General features: G+C 71.2%; 21 protein-coding genes. 9 read left to right on the top strand and 12 right to left on the bottom strand.

Translation table 11 applies throughout. From position 1 onward, the window contains the following. Positions 1 to 63: 63 nt before the first annotated feature. From YIM_RS28070 to dinB, 3 genes are read right to left on the bottom strand one after another with little or no spacing between them, the layout of a single operon-like run. Complete coding sequence (locus tag YIM_RS28070; RefSeq protein WP_153033179.1) at positions 64 to 717, bottom strand: response regulator transcription factor; 654 nt, start codon at positions 715 to 717, stop codon at positions 64 to 66. Continuing rightward, positions 714 to 1,970: a sensor histidine kinase gene (locus tag YIM_RS28075; RefSeq protein WP_153033180.1), complete on the bottom strand. Its 1,257-nt coding sequence runs from the start codon at positions 1,968 to 1,970 to the stop codon at positions 714 to 716. Before YIM_RS28075 ends, YIM_RS28070 begins: the two co-directional genes overlap by 4 nt. A gap of 41 nt (positions 1,971 to 2,011) precedes the next feature. Beyond that, on the bottom strand, positions 2,012 to 3,208 hold the full coding sequence (gene dinB / locus YIM_RS28080; protein ID WP_153033181.1) for a DNA polymerase IV: 1,197 nt from the start codon (positions 3,206 to 3,208) through the stop codon (positions 2,012 to 2,014). Between the two features lie 257 nt (positions 3,209 to 3,465). Between dinB and YIM_RS28085 the strand changes: the two genes are divergently transcribed. Beyond that, positions 3,466 to 4,119 (top strand): hypothetical protein, encoded by a 654-nt coding sequence (locus YIM_RS28085; RefSeq protein ID WP_153033182.1) that lies wholly within the window; start codon positions 3,466 to 3,468, stop codon positions 4,117 to 4,119. Here YIM_RS28085 and YIM_RS28090 read toward each other — a convergent pair. The 4 genes from YIM_RS28090 to YIM_RS28105 all read right to left on the bottom strand — a co-directional run bounded on the left by YIM_RS28090 (position 4,085) and on the right by YIM_RS28105 (position 6,655). Then, positions 4,085 to 4,579, bottom strand: a complete 495-nt coding sequence (locus tag YIM_RS28090; RefSeq protein WP_153033183.1) for a DUF1992 domain-containing protein — start codon at positions 4,577 to 4,579, stop codon at positions 4,085 to 4,087. The two genes, YIM_RS28085 and YIM_RS28090, sit on opposite strands and share 35 nt — an antisense overlap. Positions 4,580 to 4,598: 19 nt before the next feature. Continuing rightward, positions 4,599 to 5,474, bottom strand: a complete 876-nt coding sequence (locus YIM_RS28095; RefSeq protein ID WP_153033184.1) for an NAD(P)-dependent oxidoreductase — start codon at positions 5,472 to 5,474, stop codon at positions 4,599 to 4,601. A 103-nt stretch (positions 5,475 to 5,577) separates the two neighbouring features. Beyond that, on the bottom strand, positions 5,578 to 6,069 hold the full coding sequence (locus YIM_RS28100; RefSeq protein WP_153033185.1) for a DedA family protein: 492 nt from the start codon (positions 6,067 to 6,069) through the stop codon (positions 5,578 to 5,580). Continuing rightward, positions 6,041 to 6,655, bottom strand: a complete 615-nt coding sequence (locus YIM_RS28105) for a class I SAM-dependent methyltransferase (RefSeq protein WP_153033186.1) — start codon at positions 6,653 to 6,655, stop codon at positions 6,041 to 6,043. Before YIM_RS28105 ends, YIM_RS28100 begins: the two co-directional genes overlap by 29 nt. A gap of 131 nt (positions 6,656 to 6,786) precedes the next feature. On the opposite strand from YIM_RS28105, the gene YIM_RS28110 reads away from it, so the two are divergent. The 4 genes from YIM_RS28110 to YIM_RS28125 all read left to right on the top strand — a co-directional run bounded on the left by YIM_RS28110 (position 6,787) and on the right by YIM_RS28125 (position 10,615). Further along, positions 6,787 to 7,959 (top strand): sensor histidine kinase, encoded by a 1,173-nt coding sequence (locus YIM_RS28110; protein WP_153033187.1) that lies wholly within the window; start codon positions 6,787 to 6,789, stop codon positions 7,957 to 7,959. Next, on the top strand, positions 7,956 to 8,612 hold the full coding sequence (locus YIM_RS28115; RefSeq protein WP_153033188.1) for a response regulator transcription factor: 657 nt from the start codon (positions 7,956 to 7,958) through the stop codon (positions 8,610 to 8,612). Before YIM_RS28110 ends, YIM_RS28115 begins: the two co-directional genes overlap by 4 nt. A gap of 179 nt (positions 8,613 to 8,791) precedes the next feature. Next, a complete protein-coding gene (locus YIM_RS28120; protein WP_153033189.1) occupies positions 8,792 to 9,853 on the top strand; it encodes a hypothetical protein in 1,062 nt (353 codons plus the stop codon). Positions 9,854 to 9,958: 105 nt separating this feature from the next. After that, the gene (locus YIM_RS28125) at positions 9,959 to 10,615 is read left to right on the top strand and encodes a DUF742 domain-containing protein (protein ID WP_153033190.1); all 657 of its coding nucleotides are present in this window, start codon (positions 9,959 to 9,961) and stop codon (positions 10,613 to 10,615) included. On the opposite strand, the gene YIM_RS28130 is transcribed toward YIM_RS28125, so the two are convergent. The 4 genes from YIM_RS28130 to YIM_RS28145 all read right to left on the bottom strand — a co-directional run bounded on the left by YIM_RS28130 (position 10,601) and on the right by YIM_RS28145 (position 14,409). Beyond that, on the bottom strand, positions 10,601 to 11,494 hold the full coding sequence (locus tag YIM_RS28130; RefSeq protein ID WP_153033191.1) for an alpha/beta fold hydrolase: 894 nt from the start codon (positions 11,492 to 11,494) through the stop codon (positions 10,601 to 10,603). The genes YIM_RS28125 and YIM_RS28130 overlap by 15 nt on opposite strands. A gap of 106 nt (positions 11,495 to 11,600) precedes the next feature. Further along, entirely contained in the window at positions 11,601 to 12,134 is a 534-nt protein-coding gene (locus YIM_RS28135) for a gamma carbonic anhydrase family protein (RefSeq protein ID WP_228004060.1), read from the bottom strand. A gap of 172 nt (positions 12,135 to 12,306) precedes the next feature. Further along, entirely contained in the window at positions 12,307 to 13,200 is an 894-nt protein-coding gene (locus YIM_RS28140) for a hypothetical protein (protein ID WP_194239777.1), read from the bottom strand. 117 nt (positions 13,201 to 13,317) lie between these two features. Further along, positions 13,318 to 14,409 (bottom strand): S1 family peptidase, encoded by a 1,092-nt coding sequence (locus YIM_RS28145; protein ID WP_153033194.1) that lies wholly within the window; start codon positions 14,407 to 14,409, stop codon positions 13,318 to 13,320. A gap of 261 nt (positions 14,410 to 14,670) precedes the next feature. On the opposite strand from YIM_RS28145, the gene YIM_RS28150 reads away from it, so the two are divergent. Then, positions 14,671 to 15,561 carry an RNA polymerase sigma-70 factor gene (locus YIM_RS28150; protein WP_153033195.1) on the top strand — a complete coding sequence of 297 codons (891 nt, stop codon included), beginning with the start codon at positions 14,671 to 14,673 and terminating at the stop codon, positions 15,559 to 15,561. A 414-nt stretch (positions 15,562 to 15,975) separates the two neighbouring features. On the opposite strand, the gene YIM_RS28155 is transcribed toward YIM_RS28150, so the two are convergent. After that, the gene (locus YIM_RS28155; RefSeq protein WP_153033196.1) at positions 15,976 to 16,566 is read right to left on the bottom strand and encodes a TIGR03086 family metal-binding protein; all 591 of its coding nucleotides are present in this window, start codon (positions 16,564 to 16,566) and stop codon (positions 15,976 to 15,978) included. Between the two features lie 371 nt (positions 16,567 to 16,937). Between YIM_RS28155 and YIM_RS28160 the strand changes: the two genes are divergently transcribed. The 3 genes from YIM_RS28160 to YIM_RS28170 all read left to right on the top strand — a co-directional run bounded on the left by YIM_RS28160 (position 16,938) and on the right by YIM_RS28170 (position 20,910). After that, positions 16,938 to 18,299, top strand: a complete 1,362-nt coding sequence (locus YIM_RS28160; RefSeq protein ID WP_153033197.1) for an MFS transporter — start codon at positions 16,938 to 16,940, stop codon at positions 18,297 to 18,299. 112 nt (positions 18,300 to 18,411) lie between these two features. Next, a complete protein-coding gene (locus YIM_RS28165; RefSeq protein ID WP_153033198.1) occupies positions 18,412 to 19,395 on the top strand; it encodes a LysR family transcriptional regulator in 984 nt (327 codons plus the stop codon). 78 nt (positions 19,396 to 19,473) lie between these two features. Further along, the gene (locus YIM_RS28170) at positions 19,474 to 20,910 is read left to right on the top strand and encodes a S1 family peptidase (protein WP_153033199.1); all 1,437 of its coding nucleotides are present in this window, start codon (positions 19,474 to 19,476) and stop codon (positions 20,908 to 20,910) included. Positions 20,911 to 21,057: the final 147 nt, after the last annotated feature.

A 21,057-nucleotide genomic window follows, 5' to 3' on the forward strand; every position in this document is an offset into this window, starting at 1 on the left:
GCCGGGGAGCGATTTCCGGGCTACTTCCCCGGTACCGCCCGGCGGCCGCGTACTACCCCGGTACTACCCGGGCACCACCACGCCCGCCTCGTAGGCGGCGACCACCGCCTGCGCGCGATCCCGCACGCCGAGCTTGGCGAACACCCGGCTGACATGGGTTTTCGCCGTCTGCTCGGCGATCACCAGCGCCGCCGCGATCTCCACATTGGACAGTCCTTTGGCGACCAGCCGGAGCACCTCGGTCTCGCGCTCGGTCAGCTCGCCGACCCGGGCACCGGCGTCGAGCGCCGGACCGCGCGCGGCGAACTCGCGCACCAGCCGCCGGGTCACCGACGGCGCGAACAGCGCGTTGCCCGCGGCGATCACCCGCACCGCGGTGACCAGGTCGTCCAGCGGCGCGTCCTTGAGCAGGAACCCGCTGGCTCCCGCGCGCAACGCGCCGTAGACGTACTCGTCGATGTCGAAGGTGGTCAGCATCAGCACCCGCGCGGGCTGGGCGGGGTCGGCGAGGATGCGGCGCGTCGCCTCCAGGCCGTCCATCTCCGGCATGCGCACGTCCATCAGCACCACGTCCGGGCGCAGTTCGGCGCAGCACGCCACCGCGGCCGCGCCGTCGGCCGCCTCACCGAGCACGCGCACGTCGTCCTGGGCGTCGAGCGCCGCACGGAAGCTCTGCCGGACCATCGTCTGGTCGTCGGCCACGACCACGGTGATCACCCGTGTTCCTCCCCCTCCACCACCGGGAGCCACGCGGCCACCCGGAACCCGCCGTCGCCGGTCGCGCCCGCCTCCAGCGTGCCGCCCAGCATCGCGACCCTCTCACGCATGCCGAGCAGGCCGTGGCCCGGACCGCCGCGCTCGGCCGGCCGGGCGCCCGCGGTGTTCCGCACCGCCACCTGCACCGAGACCTCGTCGACCGCCAGCTCGACCGTGATCCGGCTGCCGGTGGCGTGCCGGGCGGCGTTGCTGAGCGCCTCCTGCACGATCCGGTACACCGACAGCGCCACCCCGGCGGGCACCTGGTCGAAATCGCCGCGCACCTGGACTTCGCAGTCCATGCCGAGGGCGCGGACCCGCTCGGCCAGTTCGCCGATCTGGTGCGCGCCGGGCTGTGGCGCGGTCGCCTCGGCGTCGGCGCCTTCGGCTCTCAGCACACCGAGCAGGCGCCGCATCTCGACCATGCCCTCGCGCGCGGTCTCGCTGAGTTCGGCGAATTCCGCCCGCACGTCGCCGGGCAGGTCGGGGAACCGGAACCGCGCGGAATCGGTGCGCAGGGTGAGCACGGACATGTGGTGCGCCACCACGTCGTGCAGTTCACGCGCGATCCTGGCACGCTCGGCGTACACCGCGCTCCTGGTCGCCGCGACGGCCCGCTGGTCTTCGGCGATCCGCCGCTGCCGCACGGTGTTGCCCAGCACCAGCAGCACGGTCATCATCGCGAGCAGCATCAGCCAGTCGCGCCAGTCGCCCACGTGCAGCGGCAGCACCACGGCGGTGACCACGGCGACCCTGGCGACGACGCCCTGGGCATGACTCTCCGCCAGGACGTAGAGCACCAGCCCGGTGACCAGCGCCAGCCCCGGCGACCACGCCCAGCCCCACTGCCGCGCCGAACCCGGGTACAGCGACGGGGTGAGCGCGATCAGCACCAGCGCCACCCGCCACGCCCACAACGGGGAGCGGATCGCGATCACCGCCGGCGTGATCACCACGAGTGCGAGCAGGACGGCGAGCAGGGTCTCCCGCGTCGGCCCCGGCGCGGTCAGCACGGCGGCGAGCGGAGTTCCCTCCGTCGAGCCCGGCGCCGTCAGCAGGGCGACGAACCCGCCCCAGAACCCCACCACGCAGTAGGCCACCACGCGCAACCGGCGCAACGCGGGCGACCTGGCCACCACCACCTGCGGCGCGGCCCCGGTGAAGAGGGTGTAGCGGGTCACCCGCCACCACTCACCCCACCGCGGACCCGCCATAAGCGCCCAGCCTACGACCCACCTCAAGCGGCGCCGGAGGGTCAATCCGGAAGCAGGGGAACCTGGATGCCCTGGTCCTTGCCGAGCAGGACCGCGCGGGTCACCGCGGTGGCGCCGTAGCGGGTGCGCAGATCGTCCAGGGCGGCGTCCAGCGAGCCGTCCGGCGCCTGGCCGAACGGCAGCGTCAGCTGGATCGCGTTCTCGTCGTCCAGGTTGGACAAGGTCAGCCCCAGCAAGGTGATGCCCTGCTTCTCGATGATCGGCATCGCCGCCGCCAGCAGGTCCCGGCCGACCGTCAGCACCACCCGCGTGCTGGCGGTCGACTCGGGCAGCGTGTGCGAGCGGGTGGCGCGGGAGCTGTCGGCGAACCGCAGGCGCAGCACCACCGTCCGGCACACGCGGTTTGCCGCGCGCAACCGGCGGCCGAGGCGATCGACGATGCCGAGCAGGATCGCGTCGAGGTCTTCGGCGGTACGCGGGCGCCGTCCGAGCGCGCGCTGCGACCCGATCGACCCGCGCCGCTTGCCGACCCGCACCGGACGCGGATCGCGGTTGTGCGCCAGCGCGTGCAGGTGGTGGCCCGACGCCCGCCCCAGCATGGACACCAGCCGTCCCTCCGGCAACTCGGCCACCTGCGCGACGGTGGTGATGCCGCGCGAGTGCAGCCGCTCGGCGGTCACCCGGCCGACGCCCCACAACCGCTCCACCGGCAGCGGGTGCAGGAAGTCCAGCTCGCCGTCGGGCGGCACCACCAGCAGCCCGTCCGGCTTGGCCACCGCGCTGGCCACCTTGGCGAGGAACTTGGTGCGCGCCACGCCCACGGTGATCGGCAGGCCGACCTCGCGCAGCACGTCCTCCCGCAGCTTCACCGCGATCCCGGCCGGATCGCCGCGCAGCCGCTTCAGCCCGGCCACGTCGAGAAAGGCCTCGTCGATGGAGATGCCCTCGACCAGTGGCGTGGTGTTGCGGAAGACCGCGAAGACCGCCTTGCTGGCCGCCGAATAGGCCTTCATCCGCGGCGGCACCACGATCGCGTCCGGGCAGAGCGCACGGGCCTGCCAGCCGCCCATCGCGGTGCGCACGCCGCGTGCCTTCGCCTCGTAACTGGCCGCCAGCACCACTCCCCCGCCGACGATCACCGGCCGCCCGCGCAGGCTCGCGTCGTCGCGCTGCTCGACGGAGGCGTAGAACGCGTCCAGGTCGGCGTGGAGAATCGTGGCCTCGGTTCGCACGAACACATGTTCGCATCCGAACCTGCCGAAATCGACCACAATCGCTCACCTGTTCGATTCGTGTCGCGATTGCGGAGAGTTGCCATCAGGTCACGGAAAACCGCTGGACGTGCGCAGACGTATACAGCACAAAAGGGTTGCTTGCCCGATTTGTGGCGCTCGACACTCCAGCGTGACTCTGCCGTTGCCGTTTCGTAATGTGGCCGTCGGCTCTGGCGCAGAGCTACCCACCGGTACCCCCGAACCAGTGAGTGAGCAGCAAAATGTCAGGAAGACACCGCAAGAAGGTCGCGTCGTGGAAGGCGCCGGCCGGTCTGGGCGCAGGCGTGGCCGCCGCGCTGGTGGTGCCCGTGTGGCTCATCGGCGGCCCGTGGGAGGCCCCCGAGAACGGGGTCGCCCTGGCCATGCAGGCGCCCCCGCCACCGCCCGCGCTCCCCGCCCCGGCGCTGAGCACCACCCCGCCCCCGCCCCCGGTCACCACGACGACTCCCCCGACCTCGTCGACCACGACCACCACCCCGCCGCCGACCACCACCTCGGAGAAAACCCCCGAACCCGAGAAGTGCGGCACCAGCCTGGCCGGCACCAAGCCCCACGTCGCCCAGGTCGGCAACCACATCAAGGCCAAGTTCGGCGTCGACGAGATCGGCGGCGCCGCCGGGCGGTCGGGCGCCAGCGACCACCCGGCCGGCCTCGCGCTGGACTTCATGGTCGGCACCGCGAAGGGCAACGAGATCGCCGACTACCTCCTGGAGAACCAGAAGGACTTCGGCATCACCTACGTGATCTGGCGGCAGCGCTACAACGACGGCAGCGGCTGGTCGACCATGGAGGACCGCGGCGGTGAGACCGCGAACCACTACGACCACGTGCACGTGTCGTTCAAGTCCGGCGCCGACGTCGACGTAACCTGCTGAACCACGACTCCCGCTCCGGCGGAGCCCCCGCCCCGGGTTCCGCCGGAGCGGGCTCCACGCGGGCGGCCCGCCAGGCCTCGACCACCTCGTCGGCGTCGGCCGGGCCGATCGGCACGTAGGGCCCGACCGGCATCCGGTGCCAGGCCTCGATCCGGGCGTTGAGCTCGGCGACGTGCTCGCGGACGGCCTTCTCGGTGCGCAGCCCGAGCACCGTCTCCGGCAGCTGCTCCAGCGCCTTGCGCAGCCGCAGCGACTCCGGGAGCAGCGGATCGGCGGACACGCCCTCCCGGCGCAGGTAGTCCCTCAGCCACCACTGCTCGTCGCGGGGCCGGTGCAGCCCCGGCAGTGGCTTGCCCGTGCCGGGAAGGTCGTCGAGGTCGCCGCGTTCCTGTGCCTCTCGGATCCGGCGGTCCACCCACCGTTCCCAGTCGGCGCCCGACGGTGGTCTCCGTTCGGTCATGCCCTCCAGTATTCCGGGTTCACCCCCGGCGGCGGAGCTGCTCGAACAGGCTGGTCCAGCTCTTGCCGCCGTCACCAGCGGCGATGGCCCGGTCGTACAGGTCCTTGACCGCCCGCGGCAGCCCGGTGTCGATCCCGGCCTCGTAGCTGGCCTGCACGATGTGGTCGGCGGTGGCGCCCATCATCTTCGCGTTGGCCTGGTCGCCGGGGTATTCGCCGGAGTCGAGCTGCCCGGGCGCCTCGACCATCATCGGCGCGATGGTGTTCAGGTTGCTCTCGGCGTAGGGCCAGAACTTCTCCGCGGTGACCCCGTGCGCCTCCAGCAGCGCGCTCGCGTGCAGGTAGGCCGACAGCGCGGTGAGGAAGATGTCCAGCTGGGCCTGGTAGAACAGCTGGGCCAGCGCGTGGTCGGCACCGAGGTAGTCGGTGCGGCCGATCAGCACGAGCGTGTCGCGGAACCGCTCGAACACCGCCTCCGGCCCGCTGTAGAAGACGTACGAGGCATCCTTCCCGACCCATTCGGCGGGCACCATCACGCCGCCGGTGATGAGTTCGGCGCCGCGCTCGGCCAGCCATTCGGCCGCCTCGCGGGTGCGGCTGGGCGTGTCCGAGCTGAGGTTGACCACCACGCGGCCGCGCAGCGCGTCGCCGACCGGGCCGAGGATGTCGTACATCGCCTGGTAGTCGGTGAGGCTGAGGATGACCAGCTCGTTCTCGGCGATCGCGAGCGCGGCGCTGTCGGCGCGCTTGGCCCCGTCGGCGACCACACCGTCGGCGCGGCTCGCGGTGCGGTTCCACACCGTCACCGGGTGCCCGCCGGCGAGCAGCGACCGCACCATCGCCTGGCCCATCGGTCCGAGGCCGATGAAGGTGACCGGGGTGGGGTTGTTCGTCATGGGTTTTCCGTCCTTGTCCGTAGCTCGGCTTGCCCTGACCACGCTGCCCGCGCCCACCCTCGGATCACTTCCGATCCACGCACGACCGCCCGAAAGTCCCAGCTCAGCCGAACGCCGCCACACCCGCGTGCCCGGCCAGCAGCTCCGCCCCCGCCCACAGCACGGCCGCGCAGGTGCTGCCCGCGGTGAACCGCCGGTGCGGCATCGCCGCCGAACCGGCCACGCGCGGGACCACGGTGCGCACCCCGGCCAGGCACCGCCCGGCGATCAGGCCCGGCACCCCGTACCGCGCCACGAACGACTCCGCCCTCGTCCAGCGCGCGTGCCCGACGCGTGCCCGCAGCCGCGCTCCCCAGCGCCTGCCCTCCAGGAAGGCCAGTTGGTCACCGGCCACCGCGGCGAGCACGGCCACCACCAGTGCGAGCGGCAGGTTCAGCGTGCCGTGCGCGGCAAGGCCGCCCATCAACAGCAGCGTGGACAGCGTCGGCAGCACGGCACCCGGCAGCACCGCGGTCTCCAGGGTGATCAGCAGCGCGCACGCCAGGTAGACCAGCGGCGGCGGCAGGTCAAGAAACGGCCGCAGCAGACTGTCCACACCGGACCTTCCCGGCCGGCACCAGCGGCAGCGCCGCCCGGTGCACGAAGGCGGGCGGCACGTTCGGCCAGATCAGCGGTCCCCGCGTCACCACCGCGAACCGCTCCCGCAGCGACGCGGCGAACCGGCGCGCGGGCGGGGTCCACGCGGTGTACCCGTAGGCGAAGGTGGTGAACCGGCCCTCCGGCGCGAGCACCGCGGTGACCTGGTCGAGGATGCGCTCCTGCCGCGCGGCGGGCATCGCGGTCCACGGCAGGCCGGAGACCACCACGTCCACCGGCCCGTCCACATGGGACGACAGCGCCTCGGCCGAGTCCCGCACCACGGTCACCGGGCCGCGGCCGTAACGCGCTCGCAACGGCGCGGCCAGCCGCTCGTTCAGCTCCACCGCGACCAGCCGCGCCCCCGGCCGCAGCCGGTGCAGCACCGCTTCGGTGAACACCCCGGTGCCCGGCCCCAGTTCCACCACGGTGCGCGCGTGTTCCAGGCCGAGGCCGGTGGTCATGGCCTCGGCCAGGCGCCGCGAACTCGGTGCTATCGCCCCGGTCAGCACGGGGTGGCGGAGGAATTCAGTGGTGATCGACATGTCCCGAACGCTAGGAACGGCAGGCGTGGCCGCACATCCGTCGGATCGACCGGTCCGATCCGCCCGCGGGTGGACCCGCCGGGTACCACGGGAGGACGCGGCGGCCCGGCGGGGCGGGCTAGGTTCGGTCCGTGAGACGGCTGAACCTCTGGGTCCGCACCCATCCGTGGGTACTGGATCTGCCCGTGTACGCCTACTTCCTCAGCTACCCGCCCACCCGGACGGCGGGCTGGCCGCTGGAGTTGATGTGGCTGCCGATCGGCGCGCTCATCGGCGCGCTGGTCGTCCGGCGGCGGCACCCGGAGGTCGCCGCGCTCGCGGTGCTGGCGGTCATCCTGGTCCAGTACACCAACGAGGGCTTCGCCTACGACCGCGGCCGCAGCGAGGCCGCCACGGCGATCGTGCTGTACACGCTGGTGGTGCGAGGTAAACGCCGGTTCGGCGCGGTGGTGCTGCTGGCGAGTTCCGCGCTCGGCATCGCTTGGGGCGCCACCTGGGGCGTCACCGCGCAGGGCGGGGTGCTGCTGCCCGCCTTCGCCACGATCGCGACGCAGGTGGCCGCCTGGATGTTCGCGGAGTTCGTGCGCGCCCGCCGTGAACTCGACGCCGAGGTCGCGTTGCGTGCCGTGCAGGCGGAAAACGAGCGCGACGCACTGGCGAGAGCCGCGGTGGCCGAGGAACGCGCGAACATCGCGCGCGAACTGCACGACGTGCTCGCGCACAGCGTCAGCGTCATCGTGCTCAACGCCGAGGGCGCGAAACTCATGCGGCACCAGGACACCACCGTGGTCGACCGCACGCTCGACACGATCAGCCGGACCGGCCGCGGCGCACTGGGTGAACTCCGGCGCCTGCTCGAAGTCCTGCACGCGGGCGAGGCGGGCCGCGCCCCGCAGCCGACCACGGCCGAGTTGCGGGACCTGGTCGCGCGGCTGGCCACGGGACAGCGGAAGATCGAGGTCGAGGTCACCGGGGACGACGGCGGACTGCCCGCGAGCGCCGCGCTCCAGGCCTACCGGATCGTGCAGGAGGCACTGACCAACATGATCAAGCACGCGCCCGCCGACGCCGACGGCCGGGTGTTCGTCCACTTCGGACAGGAGCGGGCCGGGTCGAGGGAGATCCGGATCGAGGTGACCAACTCCGGCGGGACGGGCGCGCCCGCGCCGCCCGCACTGCCGTCGTCGGGCCGCGGCCTGGCCGGAATGGCGCAGCGAGTGGACATGTACCACGGTTCACTGCACGCCGGGTCCACAGAGGACGGTGGATACCGGGTGGCCGCCACGCTGGTGGTCGGCTCGTGACGGTGCGCGTGCTCATCTGCGACGACCAGGAACTGGTGCGCGTCGGCATCCGGATGATCGTGGAAAGCCAGCCCGACCTGACCGTGGCCGGGGAGGCCGCCGACGGCGCGGCCGCGGTGGAGGCCGCGCTGCGGCTGCGCCCGGAGCTGGTGCTGATGGACGTGCGCATGCCGACCATGGACGGGATCGCCGCCACCGAACGGATCTGCGCCGCGCTGCCGGACACCCGCGTGCTCATCATCACCACCTTCGACCTGGACGAGTACGCCTGTGCCGGGCTGCGCGCCGGAGCGAGCGGGTTCCTGGTGAAGGACGCGCCCGCCGACGAAATGCTGGTGGCCGTGCGGGGAGTGCTCCGCGGCGACGCGATGGTTTCGCCGTCGGTGACCCGGCGGCTGCTGGACCGCTACCTCGGCGAGCCGGGCGGCACGGAGCACGCGACGAAGCTGGATCTGCTGACCGAGCGCGAAAAGGACGTACTGGGCCTGATCGGCCGCGGCCGGTCCAACGGTGAGATCGCCGGGGAACTCTACATCGGTGAGACCACGGTGAAAACGCACGTGGGCCGGATCCTCGCCAAGCTGGAGCTGCGGGATCGGGTGCACGCGGTGGTTTTCGCCTACGAGAGCGGGGTCATCCGGCCCGGCGGCTGAAAAATCCCGCGCGCCCGCGAGCCGGTCCGGGTTAGCTTTCATGGCATGAGCACGCGCCGATTTACCGGCCCCCTGGCCGTCACGAGCCACGGGGTCCGGCCGCGCTGACCGGTGCCCGCGCGGCGACCGCGGCCAGGGGGGACCTCGCATCCCCAAGCCCGTTCGCCCGAGGAGCCACCATGTCCACGCTCGAAGATCTGCTGTCCCTGCGCGACCTCACCGATCCCGCCGACGGCCCGCACGCGCTGCAACTCGTCATCGATCGCGCCGTCGGCGCGCTGCGCGAACTCTGGCCGTGCGAAGTCCGCGTCCGCCGCGGCGAACGCATCGTCACCGTCGCCGACAACTACGACAATCTCGGCTACGACCCCGCCGCGGTCACCAGGGAGGCGCGCTACACCCGTTACGTCGGCCACGATCGGGTGCTGCGCAGTCACTCCAGTGCGCTGATCCCGGCCGCGCTGCGTGAGCTGGTCGCCGATCCGGTGGACGACGTGCTGCTGGTGTGCCCGGGAATCGTCTACCGCCGCGATTCCATCGACCGGCTGCACACCGGGACGCCGCACCAGCTCGATCTCTGGCGGGTCACCCGGGCCGAAATCGGCGAGGCGGAACTGGCGGCGATGACCACCGCAATTGTTTCAGCCGTGTTACCCGGGTCGATCGAATCGAAAACACCGCGGAAACATCCTTATACCCGAACCGGTTGTCAACTCGACGTGAACGGGGTGGAAATCGGCGAATGCGGCCTGATCCACCCGGCCGTGACCGCCCGCGCCGGACTCGATCCGAACTGGCGCGGGCTCGCGCTCGGCCTGGGTCTCGACCGCATCCTGATGCTGGTCAAGGACGTGCCCGACATCCGGCTCCTGCGCTCCGCCGATCCGGCCGTCCAGGCCCAGATGACTGATCTGCGACCGTACCGTCCGGTCTCCACCAGGCCCGCCACCAGCAGGGATGTCTCCATCGTGGTGGATTCCGACGACGCGGCCGAGGATCTCGGCGACCGCGTGCGCGAGGCGCTCGGCACCGACGCGGACTGCGTCGAGGCGGTGGAGATCCGGCACACCACTCCGTACGCGGAACTTCCGGAAGTCGCACGGCAGCGGCTCGGCGCCCGGCCGGGACAGCAGAATCTGCTCGTCCGGATCGTGCTGCGCCACCTCGACCGGACCCTTTCCTCGGCCGAGGCGAATGTGCTCCGTGATCGCATTTACGCCGCCTTGCACCAAGGTGGGTGATTCCCCCGAAGGGCGGGTGACAACGCGGATTTCGCCGGTAGCATGGGTCGCCTTCGAAACTGTCGAAAACTGTCGATTCCCGCGGTGCGCTAGGCGGAACGAACCATGGGTGAACCCGAACGGGCGCCGGACGAACCGGTGGTCGGACTGTCCGGTGCGCGATTCCCGACCGCCCGGCAGCGCGCGAAGCTGGACGGCGAGAACGACACCGGAGCCGAAGGCGGACGCAACGGCAAGAAGCGGCGGCGTCACGACAAGGACCGCGTCGGCCGGTCCGGGGCGCGGTTCCCGTCGGCCAGCGTGCTGGAGAAGTACGCCGAGCCGGAGCCCGAACCGGAACCCGAGCCACCGCCACCACCGCCCCCACCTCCGCCGCCGCCACGCCCGCAACCCGAGCCGGAGCCCGAGCCGGGGCTTCCCATCGACGACGGCCTGCGCGTGCGGCCGTACGTGCTCACCGGCGGCCGCACCAGGAGCAGGCGCAAGCTGGCCATCGAAACGCTGATCGCGGCGGATCCCGGTGGGCGGCGGACCGGGTTCACCACGCCGGAGTCCGAGCGGGTGCTCTCGATCTGCCTGCAACCGCGGTCGGTGGCCGAGATCGCCGCGCAGCTGTCGGTGCCGCTCGGCGTGGCGCAGGTGCTGATCGGCGACCTGGCCGACGCCGGGCGCGTCACCGTGCACGCCACCGCGACCACCGGCAACGGCCGTCCCGACCTGGCCCTGATGCACCGGGTGCTCGACGGCCTACGCCGCTTGTGAGTCCTCGCGGAAGAAGGCCCGCAGCGCGTCGGTGGTCTCCCGTGGTGCTTCTTCCGGCAGGTAGTGGTCGGCGGGCAGCGGCAGACCACGGACGTCGCCGGCGTAGGAACGCCACACCGAGGTGACGTCGTAGGTCCGCCCGACGAAGCTTTCCGCGCCCCACAACGCGAGCAGCGGGCAGTCCACCCGGCGGCCCGCGTCGAAGTCGGCGTTGTCGTGCTCCAGATCGATCGACGCCGCCGCCCGGTAGTCGGCGCAGGAGGCGCTGATCGCGGCGGGATCGGTGAAGCAGCGGACGTACTCGGCCATCGCCGCCGGATCGAAGGGCACACCCCCGTGGTGCCGCGAGGTCATCCTGGCCCGGATCCAGAACTCCGGGTCCCCGCCGATCAGCCGCTCCGGGATGCCGTTGCCCGCGGCCAAGAAGAACCAGTGGTAGTACCCCAGGCCGAAGGTGGCATCGGCGTGCGCGAAGGTGTGGCGGGTGGGCACGATGTCGAGCACGGCGAGGCGGCTGACGGCCGCCGGGTGGTCCAGCGCCATCCGGTGCCCGACGCGACCGCCCCGGTCGTGCCCGGCCACGGCGAACCGGTCGAACCCGAGCCGCCGCATCAGGCCGACCTGGTCCCCGGCCATCGCACGCTTGGCGTAGTCGCCACCGGCCGGTTTCGCGCTGTCGCCGTAACCGCGAAGGTCGGCGAGCACCACGGTGAACTCGTCGGCGAGCGCGGGTGCCACGTGGTGCCAGATCAGGTGTGTCTGCGGATAACCGTGCAGCAGCAGGACCGGTGGCCCGTCCCCCGCCACCGCGCAGTTGATCCGGATGCCGTCCACCTCGGGCGCGGAGTAGCGGAAGGACTCGGGCAGCGGAACGCTCATGCCCCGATGTCACCAGGTATCGCCCGATGGCGTCCAATACCTGATCACCACCCCCGGGGATAGGCGCCACCTATCGAGCGGCGGCGGGAATCGCGCCGCTGCGGCGCTAGCCGAGATTCAGCACCTCGTCGTCCGCGTGCGTGCCGAACTCGGCGACGCGCACCTCCGCGATGTGCTCGTACCGGCTGATCCGGTCGGTCCACTCCGCGTCGACGCCGAACGCCGCCTGCGCGAAGCCCACCCGCCTGACGGCGTCGGCCAGGCCCGGATCGCCAGGCGCCAGCAGCCGCACCGGCGCGTCAAGCGCCACGGTGTGCGGCGGCACGAAGTACTCGTCCGGCACAACGGTGCGCGCGTGGACGAGCGCGCCGACAGCGACCACCGAGCCGGCCCCCAACCGTGCGCGCTGCAGGACCGTCGCCGAGGTCGCCACATAGACGCACCTGCCGACCTCGCAGCCCAGCAGCGTGGCATGCGGCCCCACAAAAACGTGGTCGCCGACAAGCACCGGCTGATCGGCGGCGACCGCGGACCCGCGCAACACCGCGTTCTCGCAGATCACCGCCGCCTCCCCGACCTCGATCCGAGCCCCCTCGGCATCGAGCACCGCGCCGTACATCACCCGCGCTCTCGGTCCCACGCGGACATCACCGACGAGCGTGGCCGTCGGAGCGACGTAGGCGGTGGGATGGACCCGCGGTTCACACCCGCGGTGCCGGATGCGGATTCCCCGTGTTTCAGCGACCATGAGCGGATAATCGCCCGACCGGCCACGAGCATGCTGGCGGATTTCGGACATCGCGTAAACACTGTCAAAACACTCGCTGGTCCCCCAGCGTCGCCAGGCGGTCGATGCCGAGGCCGCCGATGAACAGGCGTTCCTTGCGGTTGCCGAGCAGTTCCTGTGTCCACGGCACAAAACCGCCGTCGCCGAGTTCGAACCGCTCGCCGTCGAGGTGGCAGGCGAGTTTGAAGCAGAGTCCCGTGTAGTAGCCGCGGCCGGTCTCGCGTTCCGGGTCGTCGGTCACCTCGCCGGGCATCGCCTCCCGGATCGCGTCGGCGACGGCGGAGAACCTCGGATCCAGCACGGTCAGCCGGACCTCCAGCGGCGCGTCCAGTTGAGCGCGGACGGCATCGGCCATCGCCTGAATCACTTCGGCGGAGTACCGGCGTTCGAAGGCCAGGTTTCCGGTGTCGCGGCCCGCGGCGACCAGGCCGAGCAGGGTGAAGTGGGCGAACATCGCGGGCCCGTCGACTCGCTGCGCGCGCACCACGCGCTGGCTGGCGGCCAGGCGCACCACTTCCTCGGTGTCCTGGCGGCGGATCGCCGCCTCCAGCGCGAGCCCGTTGGTCGGATCGGCGGCGACCTCGCTGCCGCGGATCGTGGAAACCACCTTGTTCTGGTGCACCGCGCCGAGTACCGAATGCAGGCCGAGCGGCGCCAGCGGGGACAGGGTCACCTTCTCGAACTCCGGGCCGAGCGCGTCGAGCGCGGCCGATTCCGCGGCGCGCAACCGATCGAACGGAATGTCGGAGGAAGCCACGAACCGGTCGGTCCGGCCGCGGCGGAGCAACTCCGGTCCGGACAGCCGGGCCGCGCGCTCTCGCATCACGGCCAGCATCAACGTGGTCAGGTCCGCGCCCGGCAGGCCGGTCAGTAGTTCCAGGGTGCGTTCGCCACCCGCTTTCGCCAGAACTCGGGGCAAGGGTCCATCGGCCATGGCGCATTGTGGCGCGGCCGGGTTCCGGGCCGCCAACCGATTTCCCCACACGAAGGTGGCTCCCGGGGTTCTCGCCCCGGAAGCCACCTTCGTGTCGAGGAACTATCCGGTGTAGAGGGTCAGGCCGTAGGCGCTGAGCGCTTCGTTGACCGGCTGGAAGAAGGTTGTGCCACCGACGCTGCAGTTGCCGGAGCCACCCGAGGTCATGCCCTGGGCCTGCACGCGGGTGCCGGAGCCGGGGTCGCTGACCACGGAACCGCCGGAGTCGCCCGGTTCGGCGCAGGCGCTGGTGCGGGTCAGGCCGTAGACGATGTCACCGCCGCCGTAGTTGACGGTCTGGTTCAACGCGCCGACGGTGCCGCAGCGCCAGCCGGTGGTCGAACCGGAGCGGCAGATCCGGCTGCCCACCGGGCTGACCGCGGAACCGCCGACGGTCACGTCCGAACCGCTGTTCCAGCGGTCCACCAGCGGCGTGGACACCGCCGAGGAACTGGTCACCCGGATCACGCCGTAGTCGTTGCCGGGGAAGGAACTGCCCGACACGGTGCCGATCGCGCCGCCGGTGCCGGTGACGCTGCCACCGAGGTCGGTGCAGTGCCCGGCGGTGATCACGTACCGGGTGCCCGACGAGTTGCGTGCGTTGAAGCCGATCGAGCAGCGGCCACCGCCGAAGTAGATGGCCTGCCCGCCGATCAGGTTCCACTTCGGATGGTTGGCCTGGGTGGTCGGCTGCACGCGGACCGCGTCCGAGCCGGCCGAGTTCGCCCAGGCGACCCCGGCGGGGTCGTTGTGCAGCACCGAAACCACCACGTCGTTGGTGGTCACGTCGACATACCAGCCGGTGACCGAGTCGGGCACCGAACCGGCTCTGTTGTCCAATGTGGACTGCACGCCGGCCAGTTTCGCGGCGCTGTTCTTCACCACCTTGGCCACCGCGCCGGCCGAGCGGATCTCACCGGTGCGCGCGGCGTCGGTGGTGCCGACGACGAACTTGCCGTTGCCGTCGAGCCAGGAACTGGCGTAGGACTCGCCGAGCCGCTGGCTCAGCGACTGCTGCGCGGCGGCCAGCGCGGCCGGATCGGCAGTTGAGTCCAAAGTGGATGCTTCGGTGGCGGAAGCTGGGCTGGCGACGGCGACCGCGACCGCGGCGGAACCGGCCAGTGCGAGGATAGTGCGCAGGGAACGTCGACTCACGAACGGCCTCCAAGGCAGGGAAGGAAAGGGCCGGAAAAGCGACGGTGTACACCTGCCGGAGGACGCTACGGCAAGCCCAGTGCCATCGGTAGCGGCTATTTGAGCGCTCCCGAAAGCGCGAAAATCGCTCGTGTTCCACGTCACACTGTCACTCTCGGTGACTGAACCAACCTTGGAACGCGGACGGATTGGTGAATGACCCACCCCGAGTGTCGTAGTGGTGCCTGATCACGGCCGCGGCCACGTGGTTAGGTGGGGGCCGTGACCGCAGGAACACTGGAGCAGTTCGAGGCCGCGCGGCCACGCCTGTTCTCCCTGGCCTACCGGATGCTCGGAGAGGCCGCGGAAGCCGAGGACGTGGTCCAGGAGGCTTATCTCCGCTGGGCGAAGAGCGAACCGGTGGACACCCCGCCGGCCTGGCTCACCCGGGTCGCCACGAACCTCTGCCTCAACCGGCTCACCTCGGCCAGGGCGCGCCGCGAGCGCTACGCCGGGCCGTGGCTGCCCGAGCCGGTGGTCACCGGGCCGGGTCCGTTGGAAACTGCCGAACAGCGCGACTCGCTCCGCTTCGGCGTGCTGGTGTTGCTGGAGCGGCTCACGCCGCCGGAGCGCGCGGCCTTCGTGCTGCGCGAGAGCTTCGAGTACAGCCACCGGGAGATCGCCGGCATCCTCGGCGTCTCCGAAGCGAACGCGCGGCAGCTCTACCGGCGCGCGCGGGAGCACGTGGGCGAGCCGCGCAAGCGGTTCGAGGCGTCGGCCGAGGACCATCGGAAGGTGATCGAGCGGTTCATCGCGGCCGCGCTGAACGGTGACCTGGCGGCCTTGGAGCAGATGCTCACCGAGGACGTGGTCTCCTGGTCCGACGGCGGCGGCAAGGTCACCGCCGGGCGGCGCCCGATCACCGGCCGCGACAAGGTGCTGCGCCTGCTGGCCGGTCTCGGCCGCCACCCCCGCGCGGCGGGCGCCGAGTTCGCCGTGGAGGTGGTCAACGGGGAGCCCGCGCTGCTGGTGTTCGAGTCGGGTGGGCTGACCGCCGTCATGCTGCCCGAACTCCGCGACGGCAAGGTCACCGCACTGCGGACCGTGCTCAATCCGGACAAACTCGCCTATGCCGCCGCACAACTGGCCCAGCGGGACGCACACGCCCCCTGACCGACCACCACCCGGCAGCTCCCTGGTGCTCCGCCGGACAACACCCGGCCGAGAGCGGAACTCACCGGACAAATCCCGGCCACGAAGAACGCAAGCCTGATCCGCCGGACAACGCCCGGCCAAGGAGAGCGTGGGCCTGATCAGCCGGACAGGGCCCGGCCACGAAGAACGCGAGCGTGGCCCGCCAAACAACGCCCGGCCGCGGAGAGCGCGAGCCTGACCCGCCAACACCGCCCAGCCACGGGCGCCGCGAGCGTGATCCATTAAACAGGACCCGGCCAAGGAGAGCGTGGGCCTGATCAGCCGGACAGTGTCCAGCCGAGGCGCTGCGAGCGTGATTTACCAAACAATGTCCGGCCGCACGGTCCGTCAGCGTGACACAACAGACAATGCCAAGCCGGGCTCCGGAAATGTCTAAGCCGGGCTCCAGGACGGGTCGCGGCCGCTCAGGCCCAGGAGTTTGTCCAGCGGACCGGCGTCGTCGGGCACCGGGACCGCCGGGCCGAACAGGCCCGGGTCACGCGGCTGGTCCGGCGGCGCCATCATGAGCACAAAACCGGTGGCCCCCTCGATCGACGCGGCGTCGCAGTCGAAGGGCTGGCCGCTCGCCTTCGCCAGGTCCCAGCCGTGCAGGACCAGTTCGTCCAGCGCCACCTGACCGGCGACCGCACCGGGCAGTTCGACGCCGCCCGCCATGGTCATGCCTTCCCACGCCTCGGGCGCCCGCCACGCGCTGACCAGTTCCTCCAGCCGCGCCGGGATCCGCGTGCGCCAGTCCGGCCCGAGCCTGCCCGCCGCCGGGACGGGCGGGGCCGAGGTCAGCGCGCCACGCTCCTTGCGCGCGGCCGCCAGGAAGCCCTGGGCCAGGCCGTCGACGTGATCCAGCAGTATTTCGATCGAATAACTCCCGCACGGCGTCGGCGCGCCGAGTTGGTCCTCGCGCAAGCCCGCCACCAGCGCGGACAGCCGCCCGGCGGCCGGCCCCAGGTCGTACACCCGCGTCATGGTCCCTCCCGTGCCCAGTATTGGCGATCACCCTAGCGCACCGGGAATTACCCTTACCGCGCAGTGCTTCCCGCGAAAGTCCACAATAGACAGTCCGGAGCGGACGGCGGGATTTCCGCACCCTGCAAAGCGGATTATCGGCGAGCGAACTTGACAAGACACCTGGTCCTTGACCAAGGTCCTTCCCCAACGCCATAGGCACGAGCTGACGGGGAGGAAGTTCGGCCAGCGAAATCGCTGGTGAGGTGCTTGAATCGACAAGCCGCAGGCAACACACGCGAGGGCGCGGTGACGGCCATGAACACCGTTCGACCGGTATCGGGGGCCGAACGGGGTGCGAACACCGCATTCGAAGACTCGGAGGATCTTTCATGGTCAGCCAGCAAGACGGTACCGCCGGCCCGGTGGCGGAACCGGATAAGAAGACACTGCGGAAGGCCATCGCCGCCTCGGCGATCGGTAACGCCACGGAGTGGTTCGACTACGGTGTCTACGCCTACACCGCGACTTACATCGGCGAAGCGTTCTTCCCCAGCGAGGACCCGACGGCGTCGACGCTCGGCGCACTGATGGTGTTCGCCGCCTCCTTCCTGATCCGCCCGCTCGGCGGCATGGTCTGGGGCCCGCTCGGCGACCGCCTCGGCCGCCAGCGCGTGCTCGCCACCACCATCCTGCTGATGGCCGGCGCCACCTTCTGCGTCGGCCTGCTGCCCGGCTACGCCACGCTCGGCATCGCCGCGCCGATCCTGCTGATCCTGCTCCGCATGATCCAGGGCTTCTCCACCGGCGGCGAGTACGGCGGTGCGGCCACCTTCATGGCGGAGTACGCGCCGGACAAGAAGCGCGGCAAGTACGGCAGCTTCCTCGAATTCGGCACGCTGGCCGGCTTCACCCTCGGCGCGCTGCTGGTGCTGATCTTCCAGAAGACGCTCAGCGCCGAGGCGATGGGCGACTGGGGCTGGCGCCTGCCGTTCCTGATCGCCGCGCCGCTCGGCCTGATCGGGCTCTACCTGCGGAGCAAGCTCGAGGACACGCCGGTCTTCCGCGAGCTGGAGCAGAAGGGCGAGACCGCGCAGAAGACCAAGACGCAGCTGCGCGACCTCGGCGCCTTCTGGAAGCCGCTGGTGCTGCTGATCGGCCTGGTGATCACGCTCAACGTGGTCAACTACACGCTGCTGGCCTACATGCCCACCTATCTGGAGGGCCAGATCAAGCTCAGCTCCGACGATTCGCTGATCCTGGTCATCATCGGCCAGCTGGCGATGATGGTGCTGCTGCCGTTCTCCGGTGCCCTGTCGGACCGGTTCGGCCGGAAGCCGATGTGGTGGGTCTCGATCGTCGGCCTGTTCGTGCTGGCCATCCCGATGTTCAAGCTGATGGGCACCGGGTTCACCGCGGCGATCCTGGCCTTCGCCATTCTCGGCCTGCTCTACGTGCCGCAGCTGAGCACCATCTCGGCGATGTTCCCGGCGATGTTCCCGACGCACATCCGATACGCCGGTTTCGCCATCGCCTACAACGTCTCGACGGCGGTGTTCGGCGGTACCGCGCCGGTGATCAACGAGTGGCTGATCGGCGAGACCGGGGACAACATCGTCCCGGCGTACTACATGATGGCGGCCTGCGCGATCGGCGCGGTCGCGCTCATCTTCACCCCGGAGACCAGGGGCGCGTCCCTGCGCGGCCGGGGTGTGCCGGGCGTGGACGCGCTGCCGGAACCGGTCGGTAAGTAGGCGTACGCCAGGAACGGGCGGCACTGGGCCATTCGGCCTACGTAGGCCACGCCGTCAGAGTGCAGTAGCGGCAGGTCTGTCGTCGCCCGTCCCTGGCACCTAACGTTGGCGTATGGAGCTGGAACTGCGCCATTTCCGGATCATCTGCACCGTTGCCGAAGCCGGGAGCATCACCAAGGCCGCCTCGGCACTGGGGCTGGCGCAGCCCGCGCTGACCGCGCAGCTCCACCGCATCGAACGCACGCTCGGCGGCCCCCTGTTCGACCGCGACCGCCGCGGCGTGCGACCCACCCCGCTCGGCGAGCTGGTGCTCTCCCGCGCCCGGCTGCTGCTGCCCGCGGTGTCCACCCTCAAGGAAGAGGCCGCGCGGCTGGCCAACGCCACCCACCCCGGCGCCACCCCCGCCCGGCTGCGCCTCGGCTCGGCGAACGGGCACGTGCTCGGCGGGCTGGTGCACCAGCTCAACACCAGCCTGCCGGGCCTCCGCATCACCACCCACGTCTCGTGGTCGGCGGACGAACTCGCCGCGATGGTCGCCGAATGCCGGCTCGACTTCACCCTGGCCGGTGTCTGCGGGGACGCCCAGCCCCCGGCGCAGCCCGGCCTGCACTGGCGCACCCTGGCCACCGACCCCGTTTTTGTGCTGCTGTCCGACGACCATCCGCTCGCCGGCGCGCAGGAGGTCGACCTGGCCGACCTCGCCGACGAGAACTGGGGCGCCACGCCCGGCGACGGCTGCTTCGGCGACTGCTTCGCCGCCGCCTGCGCCCGCGCCGGCTTCTCCCCGCGCTCGCTCTACGAGACCGACGTGACCAGTTGCATCGATCTGGTCGAATCCGGTGACGCGGTGGTGTTGTGCCAGCCGATGTTCCGCCGAATGCCCGGGGTGCGGGCGGTGCCGATCGCCGGAAACCCGTTGCGCTGGCGCAATCTGCTCGGCTGGCACCCGGAAGCCCCGGCGGCGGGCTTCGCCGCGCGATTGCTCGAACTGGCCCGCGCGGCCTACCGCGACGTCACCGCGCGCAGCCCGCGGTACGCGGCCTTCCTGCGTGAGAATCCCGAGTTCGGCGTTCCGGACGCGACGCCGGTGGTATGACAGAAACGGTATCTCCCGCCGTGTGGAAGGCAAGGTTAACGTCGCTTAACCCGCCCCCTCACCGCTAGGAGCACCACCATGGCCAGACGTCTGGTCGCCCTGCTCGGAGCCGCGATCGCGGCCTCCGGCGTGATCACCGCGATGACGGTCACCGCCGCCGTCGCGGGCACTTCGGCCGAGGTTCTCGACGCCATGCAGCGAGACCTCGGGATCAGCGCGGGCGAAGCCGCCGCGCGGCTGTCCGACGAGGACCGTGCGGCGAAGACCGATCGCTTGCTGCGCAAGAAGCTTTCCCACGGTTACGGCGGCTCCTGGTACGACCCGGCCAAGGCGAAGCTGGTTGTCGCGGTGACCGGTGAGGCGGCCGCGCAGACCGCGCGGGCGGACGGCGCCGAGGCGGTGGTGGTCAGCCGCACCGAAGCCCGGCTGGACGCCCTCAAGTCCGAATTGGACAATCGGAGCAAGGCCAGTCCGCGCACGGTGGCCGGCTGGTACGTGGACGTGCCCAGCAACAAGATCGTGCTGCTGTCCCGCGGTGAGGCGCTCGGCGCGGCGCACTCGTTCGTCGCGGCCAGCGGCGTGCCGGCGGACGCGGTCAGCGTGGTCGCCTCCACCGAGTCCCCTCGCCCGCTGATCGACGTGGTCGGCGGCAACGCCTACTACATCGGCGCTGGCACCCGCTGCTCGATCGGCTTCTCGGTGACCGACGGCTTTGTCACCGCCGGGCACTGCGGCAACACCGGCGCTTCCACCAGCCAGCCGACCGGGCAGTTCGTCGGCTCCAGCTTTCCCGGCAACGACTACGCCTACGTGCGCGTCGCCGCGGGCAACACCCCGATCGGCGCGGTGAACAACTACTCCGGCGGCCGGGTCGCGGTGGCGGGCTCGCAGGACGCGCCGGTGAACTCCTCGATCTGCCGGTCCGGTTCGACCACCGGCTGGCGCTGCGGCACCATCCAGGCCCGCAACTCCTCGGTCACCTACCCGCAGGGCACGGTCAGCGGGCTGATCCGCACCAGCGCCTGCGCCGAGCCCGGTGACTCCGGCGGCTCGGCCATCTCCGGCAGCCAGGCCCAGGGCGTGACCTCGGGCGGTTCCGGCAACTGCAGTTCCGGCGGCACCACCTACTTCCAGCCGGTCAACGAGATCCTGCAGACCTACGGCCTGACCCTGGTCACCGACGGCGGCGGCAACCCGCCGGGCGGCTGCGACGACTCGGAGAACACCTACAACGGCAACCTCTCCAGCGGTGGCAACGCGATCCAGCCGGGCGGCGGTTCCTACACCACCACGACCTCCGGCGCCCACCTCGGCTGCCTGGCCGGCCCGTCCGGCACCGACTTCGACCTGTACCTGCAGAAGTTGAACGGCAGCACGTGGACGTCGGTGGCCAGCGGCACCACCCCGCAGGCGAGCGAGACGGTGACCTACAACGGCACGGCGGGCACCTACCGGTGGCGCGTGCACGCCTACAGCGGCTCCGGCGCCTACACGCTCGGCACCACGACGCCGTGATGACCCGCGAGGAGGCATCCCCGAGCAGCCTCCTCGCAACCGGGCCGTGGGTAGGGCGTTCCGACCGGTGGACGACCAGGGAACGCCCTGCCCATGGCCTTTTCCGCGCTCGTGTGCTTGACGGCCGTGCGGCCGGGAGGGTTGGGT

It is taken from the genome of Amycolatopsis sp. YIM 10 (assembly GCF_009429145.1).
Lineage (GTDB): Bacteria > Actinomycetota > Actinomycetes > Mycobacteriales > Pseudonocardiaceae > Amycolatopsis.